The 14,052-nt window shown below is 57.0% G+C and carries 10 protein-coding genes; 5 read left to right on the top strand and 5 right to left on the bottom strand.

The features are described 5' to 3' along the window. Window position 1: 1 nt before the first annotated feature. On the bottom strand, window positions 2–988 hold the full coding sequence (locus tag C1J05_RS09315; protein ID WP_254684752.1) for a glycosyltransferase family 2 protein: 987 nt from the start codon (window positions 986–988) through the stop codon (window positions 2–4). 231 nt (window positions 989–1,219) lie between these two features. On the opposite strand from C1J05_RS09315, the gene C1J05_RS09320 reads away from it, so the two are divergent. After that, entirely contained in the window at window positions 1,220–1,924 is a 705-nt protein-coding gene (locus C1J05_RS09320; protein ID WP_162797976.1) for an FkbM family methyltransferase, read from the top strand. Window positions 1,925–1,933: 9 nt separating this feature from the next. Here the strand turns inward: C1J05_RS09320 and C1J05_RS09325 are convergent, their stop codons facing one another. Together C1J05_RS09325 and C1J05_RS09330 are read right to left on the bottom strand one after the other, a co-directional pair. Continuing rightward, window positions 1,934–3,046 (bottom strand): hypothetical protein, encoded by a 1,113-nt coding sequence (locus C1J05_RS09325; RefSeq protein WP_114870012.1) that lies wholly within the window; start codon window positions 3,044–3,046, stop codon window positions 1,934–1,936. A gap of 45 nt (window positions 3,047–3,091) precedes the next feature. Then, window positions 3,092–4,036: a hypothetical protein gene (locus C1J05_RS09330; RefSeq protein ID WP_114870013.1), complete on the bottom strand. Its 945-nt coding sequence runs from the start codon at window positions 4,034–4,036 to the stop codon at window positions 3,092–3,094. 209 nt (window positions 4,037–4,245) lie between these two features. On the opposite strand from C1J05_RS09330, the gene C1J05_RS09335 reads away from it, so the two are divergent. The 4 genes from C1J05_RS09335 (at window position 4,246) to C1J05_RS09355 (ending at window position 10,834) form a co-directional block, all read left to right on the top strand. Continuing rightward, complete coding sequence (locus C1J05_RS09335; protein ID WP_114870014.1) at window positions 4,246–5,229, top strand: glycosyltransferase family 2 protein; 984 nt, start codon at window positions 4,246–4,248, stop codon at window positions 5,227–5,229. 2 nt (window positions 5,230–5,231) lie between these two features. After that, the gene (locus C1J05_RS09340) at window positions 5,232–6,203 is read left to right on the top strand and encodes a hypothetical protein (RefSeq protein ID WP_114870015.1); all 972 of its coding nucleotides are present in this window, start codon (window positions 5,232–5,234) and stop codon (window positions 6,201–6,203) included. Continuing rightward, window positions 6,200–8,212, top strand: a complete 2,013-nt coding sequence (locus tag C1J05_RS09345; RefSeq protein WP_114870016.1) for a hypothetical protein — start codon at window positions 6,200–6,202, stop codon at window positions 8,210–8,212. Before C1J05_RS09340 ends, C1J05_RS09345 begins: the two co-directional genes overlap by 4 nt. 717 nt (window positions 8,213–8,929) lie before the next feature. Next, entirely contained in the window at window positions 8,930–10,834 is a 1,905-nt protein-coding gene (locus tag C1J05_RS09355) for a Hint domain-containing protein (protein WP_114870018.1), read from the top strand. A 102-nt stretch (window positions 10,835–10,936) separates the two neighbouring features. On the opposite strand, the gene C1J05_RS09360 is transcribed toward C1J05_RS09355, so the two are convergent. Continuing rightward, window positions 10,937–11,533, bottom strand: coding sequence for a nucleotidyltransferase family protein (locus C1J05_RS09360; RefSeq protein ID WP_114870019.1), 597 nt, complete (start codon window positions 11,531–11,533; stop codon window positions 10,937–10,939). 48 nt (window positions 11,534–11,581) lie between these two features. Then, a complete protein-coding gene (locus C1J05_RS09365; RefSeq protein WP_114870020.1) occupies window positions 11,582–13,999 on the bottom strand; it encodes a GcvT family protein in 2,418 nt (805 codons plus the stop codon). Window positions 14,000–14,052 lie beyond the last annotated feature (53 nt).

A 14,052-nucleotide genomic window follows, 5' to 3' on the forward strand; every position in this document is an offset into this window, starting at 1 on the left:
CCTATTCCTTGTGAGCTGTCGTAAGACTGGTCAGCAGTTGTGCCGTTTCCGGTTCCTTACGCAATTCTGCAATACGCTGTGTGTGCAGTTCACAGCATGCGGCATGCAGGCGGGCCACCTCGGGGTCGGCCATCAGCGCCGCGAACTTCTTTGCCTTGCGCGGTTGAACGGCATCCAGAGAACTGTCTTCTTCGGCGTTGTGGTTCATCATCGTCCAGTAATCCAACCCCAGAGTGTCACCGGTATGATGCGCGCGTCCGCGCATTTTCTTCACCAGATAGCTTTCGCAGGACTTCAGTGCGTAATGGTTGATCTGCACCAGATCATATCCGACTGAATCGCGCATCGAGCGCCATTGACCGGTAAAATAACGTTCGGGCATCGGCTGCCCTGATCCGTTCACCCAATGCGCGTCCTCCATACCGGAAATGCGTGGGCGTTTGGGTCTGTGCACCCCGATGAAATCCCACAGGCCGCGTTTGAACATGGTCTTGAAACCCCACGCCTGCGGCGGGCGCGGCATCCATTCCGGCGCGGCGCGGCGGAACTGATCGGTAATAAAGCTGTCGCGATAGGTTTCGACCCCAGCATTTCCAAACAAACGCCATGTCATCGAGATCATGCGCGCATCAGGCACGGCATCCACCAGCGCCTGAAGACTGTGATCCCCGGTTTTCACATTGATATGTTCATCGGCATCGATGGGGATAACCCAGTCTTCATCGGTGGCGATGTTCATTTTCAAAAACCGCTTATAGGCACGTTTCTGCGGGCTTACGGGGCGTGTACTTGTGTTGTCGACATGGGTAATCGCGCCGATCTGGTCCAGACGGTCCAGAAGTGCATCAGATCCGTCAGAGCAGTCGTTGGAAAAGACGACAATCCTGTCGGCCCCGATTGCCTGATTATGCGCCACCCATTCCAGAATATAGGGGCCTTCGTCTTTCATCGGCGTGACAATTACAAAGCGCGGCGTATGCGGGGCCAAAGTGTTTTCCTGTCTTCCCAACGCATGAACGGTTTGCGCTGTCTGCTGCCTGTGCGCGGGTCTATGGCGCGCTAAGCGCCATGCCCGTCATCGTGTTTATAAAGTCCAATATCAGACGGATTGCACGATTTGGCAACGCCAATGCAACGGTTCGGGCCATGTTCGCGTGGCACTGCGCCGAAAAGTGCACAAAAGAATTCATTGCAATCCAAAACGGCGCGCGCGTACATCTTGGAAAAACAACACAAGGTCGAGCAGATGGGCAAAGACGCATTGGCGCCCGTGGAAAACGGGTTACGCGCCGCCGAGCAGATCAAGCTGCGCTTCAAACGGGTGCCGCGCGGCATGATCCAGGTGGGTGCGCATAACGGTCGGGAAGTGCGCCATCTGGCCCGTTCCGGTGTTGAACGCGGGGTTTTCATTGATCCGCTGGATGAAACTTTCCCGATGTTGCAGAAACGCGTGGATCAGCACAGCGGGTATCGTGCCATTCAGGCGCTTGTGGGCGATGTAGATGGGCAGGAGGTCGATTTTCGGATCGCATCCAATTCCGGCGAAAGTTCAAGCATTCTAGAACCAGGAAGCCACACAACCGTCAAACCCAAGATCGCGTTTGAAACCACGCGTAGGATGACACTGCGCACGCTGGATGTTCTGCTGCCGGAACACGGGCTAGATGCATCCGATTACGATCTGTTGTTTGTCGATACCCAAGGGGCCGAAGTGCACGTGCTGCGCGGGGCCATGGCGACATTGGCGAAGATGGATTTTGTATTTCTCGAAGTCAATATTGGTGGCATGTATAAAGGCGATACGCCGTTGCCGGAACTGTCGATCTTCATGAAAACGCTGGGTTTTGAAATTGCATGGTGCGACGTAAAGCATCTGGGCTGGGGAGATGCCCTGTTCGTAAGACGCAACTTGTTCGCGGTCTGAACCGCGGCTCTAACCGGCAAGGGGTGTTTGTGCCTCGCGTGCCGCGCGTTTCCTGCGACGTTTTTCGCGCAACGCCACTTTGGCCATTTTTGCTTTGCCGATGGGGTCTTGCGGTGGTGTGCGCTCGTCCAGCATACCGGGCGTATCAAGAGCGGCGGAAAATACCAGTTCGCACGCCTGTTGCAGCGCCAAGTTTTCTTCGGCGCTGTCGCGGCGATAGTTGATGTCGGTTTCCGACAATGGCGCCGCATCAAAGAGCGCGGCACGATCGCCAAAAAACTCTTCTCTAAAATCCGCGTCCGAGTCAGCCAGAACCTGCACAAGGGCTTCCCGTTCCTGCGGTTCCAGTACGTCGTTCTTGCGCTGCATCACCGGGTGCGCGGGCATGTCACGGCGCAGGCGGCGCACGCTCTTTTTGCCGATCAAGCGGGTCAGAACACCGAACGCATCGCTGCCCGCGCGGGACAGCGACGGGTTGGATTGGCCTTGCGTGTCCACATCAATGGGGACTTCGGCGCCCAGAAGATCAAAGAAATCATCGATGACATTGCCGTTTACCAGCGTTGAACGATCATAAAGCCGCGGGATGATCCGCGCCTTTGGGAAGGCCGCGCGCAAATTCGCAACCACACCGGAAAAATTGTAAGCCATCGGATTGGCGTGAATATCAGCCAGACGCTGTTGAACAAATGCCGTTGTACCCTGGGTGATCTTGCCGTTCTTTGCGCGCTGCTTGTAATCGGCTTCGAAAAAGCCGTCATAGCGGCGGCAAAAGAAGGTGATGCAGATATCCTCGGCCGGGATACCCGACAACAACGGCGCGTAATCCGCTGGTTTTGCAGTATAAAGCATTTCCGAGGACACAAGACACACCTTGTCCGCGTTTGCCGCGTATTCGGCGGTAAAATCGGCCTGTGTTGCGCTTTGATTGGGACCGCCCTGCGCGATATCGAACACGATCGGGTTATGGCTGATCGGCATGTTGCCTTTGCCATCGGCACGGCGACGGCCCGCTTGCATGTAGTGAACACCGGTTTCGGACAACGCATCCGAATGGGCACGCAGAAAGTTCTGCAAAGCCGTGGTGCCTGTTTTCGGCATCCCGATATGAAGATAGATCATTTCATGCCTCGCGTTCCAATCGGTGTATTGCTGGTTCTCGCCGGATCAGTTGAAAACAGCAAGTATCTGTTCCATTTCGCGCGCCACGGCTGCAGGAGAAGACTTCTCGCGCACATCCGCCATAACGTTCAGGCCTCGCTGCCAGTCAGGTCCGCCATAACTGCTGCGCGCAAAGTCAATCCGTTCTCCGATGGACTGTTCGGTCAGATCGTCGACAAGATAGGGGTAATCATCGCCCAGATAATGGATCGCGTCATCCACTTGTCGATTGACCAGTATGTTTGCGCCAACTGCTGCGGCATTGAACCCTTTGGTAAACGGTTTCGCCATACGGCGTTCGATAGCAGGGCGCGCAGACGCGCCGCGAACACCATAATGCAGTCGGGACTCCTGAAAATGACGAAGGACAGATGAGAATTCGTCAGTCTTGGTAAACGGGTAAACGTGAACGTCGTTTTCGTACTGGGCAGGCAAAAGCGTGTTGCCGATATTGCCGAAATACCCGATTTCCAGTTTGTCCGGGGTGTCGGATGCCGCGACAAGGCGCAGGTCGGCATGGTGGCACAGATGTGCCACAGTGATCCCGGACCGGATGGCTTTATTGTCTTCCAGTCTCTTTTTCAAAAGCATTTCGCTTTTACGCGATGCCGCTATGTGGACATCGGGCAGGCCAAGCGTTTCGGAATTTATCGGGGCATCGACATGATCGATACAGACACCGCGCGCGCTGCGCCGCAAAATATCCAGCGCTTCGGGCGTGAATGACTGGGCGGCGTTTTTCAGCAGGATAACAATGGCATCGCTGCACCCTTTGGCAAAACGACGCTGGCGCACGGCAAATTTCTTTTTCGGAGGCGATGCAATTTCAAAGGTGTATTTGTCGCCCAGATACCGCGATGATATTTGCGCCATCTGATCGCAGCGCATCACCTTGGCGCCGAAATGCACGTGCCCCTGTTTGTGCACGAACACAACACGAGTCTTTTCCATTTGCCTGCCTTTCCGTACTGCTCGTTTAGCGGCAACACACTGAAACTGCTATTTTTATTATGATGTACGGCCCTGTGCCAACCCTGTCGAGGGTGGTGTGGCATATGGAACAAATGGAACGGAACATGCGGCATAAATGCAGCGCAACCGGCTTCCCAAGATCGCTCGTGGCTGTTAGCGTGCTGGAAAAAAGAAAGCGGGCACGAGCGATGGACGACAAGATCGTCATTTTTACCACGATGAAGAACGAAGGCCCCTATATTCTTGAGTGGGTTGCCTTTCACCGGGCACTGGGCGCGGGTCACTTTGTGATTTTCACCAATGATTGCGAAGACGGAACCGATGCCATCGCGGCGCGGCTTGAAGAATTGGGAATAGCCAGCCACGTGCCCAACGCCGTCAAGGAAGGCGGCAACCCGCAGCATCAGATGCTGCGCCGCGCCCGACGCCATCCAAAGGTAAAAGAGGCCGACTGGCTGATGTGTCTGGATGTCGATGAATTCTGGAACATCCGGATCGGAAACGGCACCTTTCCCGAACTGGTCGACGCGGTCGAGGCTAAAGCGGGCCAGCCTGTCGATGCGATTTCATTTGCGTGGAAACTGTTCGGGTCGTCCGGCAATCTGACATTCGAAGATTTGCTGGTGACACAGCGCTTTACCCTGGCCGATATTGATTTCCCGTATCATTCCGGCCGTGCCTCGGGGTTGAAGACCCTGTTTCGCAACAACGGCAAATTTACCCGTTTTGGCCCGCACAGACCAAAAGGGATGGAAGAAGGCAAGGAAGATCAGGTCGCGTGGTCAGATGCCGGTGGAAACCTTTTTCCGGCCGCTTCGGTCGGGTGGCGCGCGTGGAAAAGCTTTGATCATAGCTTTGGCCGGTTGCACCATTATTCGGTGCGCGCACTCGACAGTTTCCTGATCAAACGTGATCGTGGCCGCACCAATCATGTGAACGTCGATCAGGCCGAAAGCTACTGGCGCGACATGAACGTCAACAAGGCCGCCGATGTTTCGATCCTGCCGCAAAGCGAACGGGCAGAGCCCGCGCGACAGGAATTGTTGCAGGACAAAATGCTTGGTACGCTGCACAGCACGGCGTGCGACTGGCACCGCGACAAGGTTGCAGAACTGAAGGCCCGCCCCGACTGGACGGAATTTCGCACCTGGCTTTATGAAAACGTCGTTTAGCCATGGCCGAATTTCTTTCCAAAGCCGAACAGAAGCCAGATCATCCGGATCGCAAAACCGGATACGAACGCATACTTAACGATCCGCCGCCGCCATGGTTTGTCGATCTTTATCCCGGCGGGGACGGCATCGGATTCATGCACAAGATGGCGCGCCATGCGGTTACATTTCATGATCGTGGCCCGCAGGTTCTGATGGTCAGTTTCGATAACATAGCCAATGTGAATGACCGGTCGTTCGCGCGCGAGCCGTGGGGGTGGAAATTTTTCCGCGATCAGGGCTATTCCCATATGGGTATCTTTGCCCGCACCAAGGCATGGTACCGCGACCGCGAAATCATAGATTATATGGAAGCCCGCGCCGCCGAAGGGTTTTTCAGCAAATTCGACAAGGTCGTGTTCACCGGCTCGTCAATGGGCGCATTCGGGGCGCTGGTGTTCGCCCCCCTTGCACCCAACGCCAACGTGATCGCGTTCAACCCGCAATCCACGCTGGATGCGCGTCTGGTGCCATGGGAAGAACGCTACAAGTTCGGGCAGGTGCAGGATTGGGATCTGCCTTACGGTGACGCCGCGCAATCGGTTTCGGATATTGGCAAGGCCTACGTAATCTATGATCATTTTTTTGATCCCGACAGAACCCATGCGCACCGTCTGACAGGGCCGAACGTGATCCTTTTGAAAAGCTGGTTTTCCAACCATTTTGCCGCCCCGATGCTGCGCAAGATCGATTTGCTGAAACCCGTCATGCTGGGCGGAATTGACGGAACGCTGGACGAACAGACGTTTTACAGGATGTTTCGTGCGCGCCGGTCTTTGCCCTGGTACATGCGCGGGCTTGGTGAACGGGCCGAGGCCAAAGGGCACGAGGCGTTACTTGGGCCGGCGCGCGCACGGTTCCGCAAACTACGCCGGGCAGAAAAAGAGCAACAGGCAGAAGAACCGGCCGATGTTGCCGAAAGCGCGCAACCGTGACACCGGCCCGCCAACGCGGAGTGTTCATCGGCCAGCGCAAGGATCGGCTGGGCGCGCGATTACTGATGATGCTGACCTGCATCCGCCTGTCCGAAGACTTCAAGACCGAATACCGCGTGAACTGGTTCCCGAAAGGGGTCGACGCGCCGGAACTGGATAGTCCGTCAGAATTGTTTGATCCGGCATGGATGGAAACTCATTTTTTGTCGGCAGATGCGTTTGATGAAACCGAACAGAATGCATTGCCACTGGCGGCCTTTGCGGACGATGCCGATGCGACGCGTCTGAACGCACATCTTGGGGCAGGGCGCGCAGTGATTGTCGAAGAAGGGTTCGAAGTCTTCGCCTTTCCCTGGGAAAACCCCGAAGAAATCCGCACCCGATACAGCGGTTTCATCGACAAGATCGCCTTTATCCCGGTTATCGAACAGCATATGCGCCAGATCGAGGCCGCATTGGTGGGCAAGGGATCATCAGCCTATCACATACGGCGCGGAGATATTCTGAACGGGTTGCCGTGGAAACATTCGACATGGCCCGCCAAGATCGAACCCGAAGAATTATATGAACGTCATCTGGAAAAACACGCGGGCCAGCCGGCCATCATGTTTTCCGACCAGCCGGAAATCATCGCATCGTTCTGCAAAAGATATCCGTGGCTGAAACAGATGTCAGACATTGCCGATCTGTCTGGCCTGACACGGTCACAAAGGGATTTTCTGGAACTGTTCGCCATGTCACGCGCGGACCAGATTGTCGCCCCGATCATTTCTGCCTTTTCCTCGGCTGCGGCGCGCCTGTCTGGGCGTCAGCGGCTGGTGTTCCGCGATGTTCTGGACGAAGACGACATTACACAGGCCAATGAAAACCTGCTGGCCCGCGCCAACCGGGGGGCAGCTGCGTTTCTGAACCTGTCCGAAGCGGCGCATCTTTATTCAAAGCTTGAACAATATCTGAATGCCAACGACCGCTCGCAAGAGGCCTGTGATCTGGTGCAATCGCTGGTCGATGCGGGGGCGGACAATGCGTTTCTGCCGATCTATCTGGCGTTGAACCATTTTTATCTGGGCAAGTGGCCCGATGCGATGCAGGTGGCGCGCGCTGGTCTGCAAAACCCGCATCTGTGGCCCGAGGATTTCGCGGTTCTGTCGGCATTGCTGGGGGCCACACATGGCGCACGCAAACAACGCTGGGCGGCAGGTCAGCATTTTTCACGCGCGTTCTGGGCCAAACCGATGCGCCCCGATGTTGTGGTGCTTGGATCGCGCATGGTCTATCGCAAGCAATTGCCCAAACGCCTGTTCCCGCCGATTGATTGGGACTTGCTGAAGTTTTCGCGCCAGCCGTGGTTTATCCCGTTCAACAACCTGTATCTTGTGCAGTGGAAGATCATCCGCCGCCGTCCGTGCAATTTTGATATGGTCCTGCTGGACTGGGCCGATTTTGTGTTGGATCAGAAGGGCCGCCAGTTGCAGGGCAGCCGCCCCCGGCTTGAGACATTGAAACGCTCGGTAGAAGCTGCGTCTTCGTTTGAAGCGGATGCGCCCGAACGGCAAAGCGTGTTGGCATTGATCGATTTCTGGATGGGCGCACCGGTTGCCGATTGCATGGCGCGCAACGATGCGGCGCTGGCCAAAACGCCGGATCATCCGCTGTATTTCAAACGGCAGGCCGATATGCTTGAGGCCAGCCATGACATCGCCGGCGCGCGTATGGCGCTGACCGAGGCACTGGCCCAGCAGACCGACAACCCTTATCTGCTGTATACACTCGGTCGGTTTCTGGAGCGTCACAACGCGGCGGAACAGGGGCAGGATCTCATCCTGCGTGCGGCAGAGCTGGATCATGGTACGGCGGCAATTCAAGGTGAAGCCGGGCGTATCCTGATGCGCAACGGCCAGTTGGATGCGGCGCATCAAACATTACTCAAGGCGCAGGATCTGTGCCCGACTTACAAGCGGTTCGGGAACCAGATCGAACGCATCGAAAGCAGGGCCGCCACCGGCTAGCCGCCTATGGCGCGTTGCGCCCCGCGCAAAACCAACGCCGATTCGAATTTGAATTATGACATCAAGAACCAGTCGGCGAAAATCCGCCCCATTGGTGCATGTTGGGCGACATTCAGAACAAACCAGACGCGATTGCATCTTGAAGCTGCCATATTTCCGCCACGATCGAACTATCACGGATATCGAAACAATCTTTGAAACCGATTTCTGCGCGACTTCAAGGAATGGCCCGTTTTAACCGTTTCCAAACAAAGCTTGTGGATCGCACGCTGCATATCGGGAAACAATAAACAATTTGAGACAAAGTGATTTTTCGAAATACTCGCTTAACGTGTCGCGCAAATCATAATTTTGCTGCCGTTTTGCCATTTTTTCCTTTGTCGCACCGAGGCAGACAGATAAGACTGAACGTGCCCAACTGGGGGGTAATGTTTGTAGGCCACGGGGGCGGCCGCACGAGAACGCATCTTTTAGGTGCGGGAGGTGCGTGGTCGCTGTGTTGCGTTTGTAACAAGTGATTAACGAGTGCGCCTGACAGCATGTTGCTGTTGGTGTGTCATGGCAAGGGCGTCAGCCTGCGACCACGACATCTCTCCTCAAGATGCGGACAACGTGCAAACACGTTGCGTTTGGCATGATTGCCGAACGAAACGGTGGCGCGTTTTGGTTCCCGCCATGTGGCGGGTGCGTACCTTGGGGTACGGGTAGGAGGTAACGATGGTGGTGAGTAACGAGGATCCCAATGCGGCCCATCTGATCGGCTTTTGGGACTTTCTGAAACCGGACGCAGGCAAAGACACCGGTCTTGCCGATGGCATCGCGCAAAATGGCAAATTCGAAGGCGGCGCACGGGCATCCGGCGGGCAGTTGAAAACCGATGGCTACGGCGACTATTTTGATGTCGACGGCGAAACCGTTTCGGCAGGGAACGACACACCGTTCGATCTGGCCAAGGGCACGATTGCGCTGCAATTCACGCAGGATTGCCATATCGGATCCTCGCCCGATACGCTGGTCAACCGCGGCGAATATGCCGATCGCGCCACCGAAGGTTATTTCCAGATGCGTGTCACGCGCGACGGCCGTGTCGAGGTGATGCACTGCGCCGATGGCGAAGATGTGCTGCTCAAGACCGACGCGGGTTTCTTTGACGAAGGCGATACGGTCAAGGCAACTTATGCGTGGGATGACACCAAGGGTGTTGTTCTGCAGGTCGAAAACCTGACCAAAGGCACGACACAGACGATCGAAGCGGCGACCACCGGCTTGACGCTGGACATTGGCGATAATGATGACGAAGTGTTTACATTCGGCGCCCGTGAATCCGACGACGGCCAGTACAATCAGTTCTTTGACGGATCGATCGATTTTGTTGCCGTCTACAACATTGACACAATCAATTCCGGCACAACCCCGCCTCAGGGCAACGGCATAGTGTCGGGCACTGATGGCGATGATGTCATCGATCTGGCCTACACCGGCGACCCCGAAGGCGACCGTGTCGATGCCAATGACGCGATCCTGCCGGGGCAAGGGCCAAACGACGATATCATCGTGGCCGGCGCCGGCAACGATATCGTGCGCGGCGAACAGGGCGATGATACGATATTCGCCGGCACCGGAAACGACACGGTCTTTGGGGGTGACGGAGACGATACCATTTCGGGCGGGTCGGGCGATGACACGCTGAACGGCGGCGACGGCACCGATATCATTTCCGGCGATATTGGCAACGACACGATCAATGGTGGCGCCGGAGCGGACGCAATGGCTGGCGGCGCGGACCGCGACACGTTTCTCGGGGCGACCGCAGGTGACATTATCGATGGCGGGGAAAGCACATCATCGGGCAATGTGCTGGATGATTTCGATACACTGGATTTGACCGGCGCGGGCGAGGCGAACAACCCCGGCGGGCGCGCCGTGGTGGAATACGACACCAACCCTGAAAACGGCATCGTCCGGTTTCTGGATGCCAATGGCAACGAAACCGGATCGCTGCAATTTACCAACATCGAAAACGTGATCGAAGATGTAATCTGTTTTACGCCCGGAACGCTGATCGCAACGCCCAAGGGCGAACGGCTTGTCGAAACACTTAAGGCGGGCGACCGCGTAATCACTCGCGACAACGGAATTCAGGAAATTCAGTGGTTGGGCCAAAGGGGCGTTCTGGGCACCGAACTGCTGCGCAAGCCGCACCTGAAACCGGTCATGATCAAGGCCGGCGCCCTTGGCAACGGGTTGCCCGAACATGATACAATGGTCAGCCCAAACCACCGCGTTCTGGTGGCCAGTGACAAGACAGCGCTGTATTTCGAAGAACGCGAAGTGCTGGTTGCGGCCAAGCACCTGACCGGATTGAAGGGGGTCGATGTGGTGAACGTGACGCAGACCAGCTATATCCACATGATGTTTGCCCAACACGAAGTGATCCTGTCCAACGGATCATGGACGGAAAGCTTTCAGCCCGGTGATTATTCACTGCAGGGCATCGGAAACGCGCAACGCAATGAAATAATGGAACTTTTCCCTGAACTGAAAACCCGTAAGGGGCTTGACGGCTATGTGTCCGCGCGCCGGTCTCTGAAAAAGCACGAGGCCCGTATCCTCACGAAATAGGCGGTTAAAACCGTCAACGGCTTATGCAGCCAGCCTGTCGGGAGAGCCTGACAGGCGCAGGAAACGGAGCAGTCTACTGTTCCGTTTCTTTGTTTTTGGCGGTCAGGTTTTTTTCGATTTCCGCCAGTCTGCCCAGTCACTTGGCGTATCCAGATCGGTTGTGGCGCGCTGGCCGGGCAGATCGATAAAGATGCACCGCCCCTGATGGGCCTGAACGATGCCGGCGGCCCCACGATCGCCCGACAGGCGTTGCAGATCGCCCAACAGATCGGACGGAAACACCACCGGATGGCCGTGCCGCCCGTTTGCGTCACGCGCGCGCAGGATCGCCATGGGGTTCCGTTCGTGGGCCTCTGCCAGTGCCGTGAAATCTTCGCTGCATAATTCGGGCATATCCGCAGGCACAACCATCACCGCAGAACTGCCGTGGGGCAGGGATGCGACACCTGCGCCAATCGAATGGCCCATCCCAAGATTCGCTTCGGGAACCGCGAGTACATCAACATCCAGATCGACCAGCACCCTGGCGCGCGGATGATCGGGCGCGGGAACGGTGACAGTGACAGGCAGGCCCGCCGCGTATGCCCGCAGTGCGAGTGTCCGCAGACAGGGTTGCCCATCCACATCCATCAGCAATTTGTCAGCCCCGCTCATGCGCGAAGACTGCCCAGCGGCCAGCAGTAATACCCGAACTGTCATGTCCTGCCTTTGGTGGCGTCGGGCCGTTGCGCCAGCCCTGACAATGTTCTAGCCGCGCATGCGCGCGCCGTCAGCATCAAACAGCGGTTCGGTGATCAGACGGGCAGGGCGCATCTGGCCCAGTATCTCGATCTCGACAGCCAAGCCTTCGGCCACACGGTCTGTCGGGACAAAGCCCAGCGCAATGGATTTGCCTGCATAATGCGAATATCCGCCCGAGGTGCAGAACCCCTGAACCGACCCGTCCAGCCAGATCGGTTCATAGGCATTCACATCGGCATCGTCGGCATCCACCTCAAAGGCGCAAAGCTGGCGGGCGGGGCCGCTGGCTTTTTCCGCCTCGGCGGCGGCGCGGCCGATGAAATCAGTGTTTTTCTTGAAACTGATGAACCGGTCCAGCCCGGTTTCGGCGGCAGTGTAATCGGGCGAAAATTCGGACAGCCAGCTGCCAAAGAACTTGTCCAGTCGCAACGACATCATCGCACGCATCCCGAATGGCACCATGGCGTGATCCTGCCCCGCAGCCCACAGCACATTCCAGAGCGCGCGCTGGCCCATCGGGTCGCAGTAAATCTCAAACCCCAGATCACCGGTATAGCTGACCCGCTGCACGATGCAGTCAGTCATGCCGACGGTCATTTTGCGCACATCCAGGAATTTCATATCCGAAATATCGCTGCGGGTGCAGGCGGCCAGAACCTTGGCCGCGTTCGGCCCCGCGATCTGGAAACCGTTGCGCCTGTCGCTGATGTTTTCGACGCTGACACCTTCATCAAGGTTTTGCAGGAACCAGCGATAGTGGAACGCCTGTGATCCGTAAGACGCGGTCAGTTGGAATTCATCCTCGGCCAGACAGGACATGGTGAAATCGCCGATCAGCTTGCCCTTGGGCGACAGCATCGGGGTCAGCGACAGGCGGCCCGGTTGCGGCACACGGCCCGCCATGATCCGGTCAAGCCATGCACGCGCTCCGGCGCCTTTGACCAGATATTTGCCAAAATTGTGCAGCTCGTTGATACCCACACCGCTGCGCACCGCGTTCACCTCGCGCGCCGTGGCCTCAAACGCATCCGAGCGGCGGAAGGATGGTGTTTCATAAACCGGTTCATCGCCCTGCGCGAAATAGTTCGCAACTTCCAGCCCGTATTGCTGGCCCCAGACTGCGCCCATTTCGGTGAATATGTCATACATCGGCGTTGTGCGGTTGGGCCGTGCGGCGGGCAGTTCTTCGTTCGGGTAGGCGACACTGAACCGTTTCTGATAGTTTTCGATGACCTTGGGCAGCGTATAGCCCGGAGAAATCCAGTCTCCGAACCGGGCAACGTCCATTGCGAACGTATCGCGTTCTGTTTCGCCCTCGACCATCCATTGCGCCAGCATCAGTCCGACACCGCCGCCCTGGGAAAAGCCCGCCATAACGCCGCAGGCCGCCCAGTAATTGCGTACGCCGGGCACCGGGCCGACCAGCGGGTTTCCATCCGGCGCAAAGGTGAAGGGACCGTGGATGACAGTCTTGACGCCCGCGCGTTCCAGATCGGGAAAGCGCTTGTAGGCAAAGGCGATGCTGTCTTCAATCTTGTCAAAATCGTCTTGCAGAAGGTCCTGCCCGAAACTCCAAGGCGTTCCCTCAACCGCCCATGGGCGACATTTCTGTTCGTAAAACCCGATGCACAGCCCCTTGCCCTCTTGGCGCAGATAGCTTTCACCGGCAGGGTCCATGACGTGGGGATGTTCCACCCCGTCCTTCATCATCTCGACGATCATGGGAACATCTTCTGTCACCAGATATTGATGTTCCATCGGGTGCAGCGGAAAATAAAGACCCGCCATCGCGCCCACTTCACGCGCCCAGAGGCCACCGGCGTTGACCAGATGTTCGGTGTGGATCGTGCCCTTGTCGGTCACAACATCCCATGTGCCGTCAGCGCGCTGGTTGGTTTCGCGCACCATGCAATGGGTTTCAATCGTTGCGCCACCCATGCGCGCGGCCTTGGCATAGGCGTGGGTGGTGCCCGACGGATCAAGATGCCCGTCCAGCGGATCGAATAATCCGCCGACAATGCCGTCGATATTGGTGACGGGCGCGATCTTCTTGATCTCTTCCGGGGTGACGATTTCGGTTTCCAGCCCCATGAAACGGTGCTTGGCCCGCTCTGCGACCAGCATATCGAACCGGTCCTGATCTTCGGCCAGTGTGATGCCGCCCACATGGTGCAACCCGCAGGACATGCCGGTGATTTCTTCCAGTTCCTTGTAAAGACGGATCGTATACCCCTGCAGGGCCGCCATGTTCGTATCACCGTTCAGCGTGTGAAACCCGCCCGCCGCATGCCAAGTGGACCCCGATGTCAGTTCGGAACGTTCCAGCAGCATCACATCGGACCACCCGAGCTTTGTGAGATGATAAAGAACAGACGCACCGACGACTCCGCCGCCAATGACAACAACACGAGAGGTGGTTTTCATATTGGAATTCCTTTAGGTTTCGGCGCAATATAGCCATGTGAAAACCCCGGCGG

Source organism: Sulfitobacter sp. JL08, assembly GCF_003352045.1.
Classification (GTDB): Bacteria; Pseudomonadota; Alphaproteobacteria; order Rhodobacterales; family Rhodobacteraceae; genus JL08.

Excerpts from the sequence above, each read along its gene's own strand:
- C1J05_RS09325 (WP_114870012.1), bottom strand. The coding sequence starts at position 3,046 with ATGATCTATCTTCATATCGGGATGCCGAAAACAGGCACCACGGCTTTG.
- C1J05_RS09330 (WP_114870013.1), bottom strand. The coding sequence starts at position 4,036 with ATGGAAAAGACTCGTGTTGTGTTCGTGCACAAACAGGGGCACGTGCAT.
- C1J05_RS09335 (WP_114870014.1), top strand. The coding sequence starts at position 4,246 with ATGGACGACAAGATCGTCATTTTTACCACGATGAAGAACGAAGGCCCC.
- C1J05_RS09340 (WP_114870015.1), top strand. The coding sequence starts at position 5,232 with ATGGCCGAATTTCTTTCCAAAGCCGAACAGAAGCCAGATCATCCGGAT.
- C1J05_RS09355 (WP_114870018.1), top strand. The coding sequence starts at position 8,930 with ATGGTGGTGAGTAACGAGGATCCCAATGCGGCCCATCTGATCGGCTTT.
- C1J05_RS09360 (WP_114870019.1), bottom strand. The coding sequence starts at position 11,533 with ATGACAGTTCGGGTATTACTGCTGGCCGCTGGGCAGTCTTCGCGCATG.
- C1J05_RS09365 (WP_114870020.1), bottom strand. The coding sequence starts at position 13,999 with ATGAAAACCACCTCTCGTGTTGTTGTCATTGGCGGCGGAGTCGTCGGT.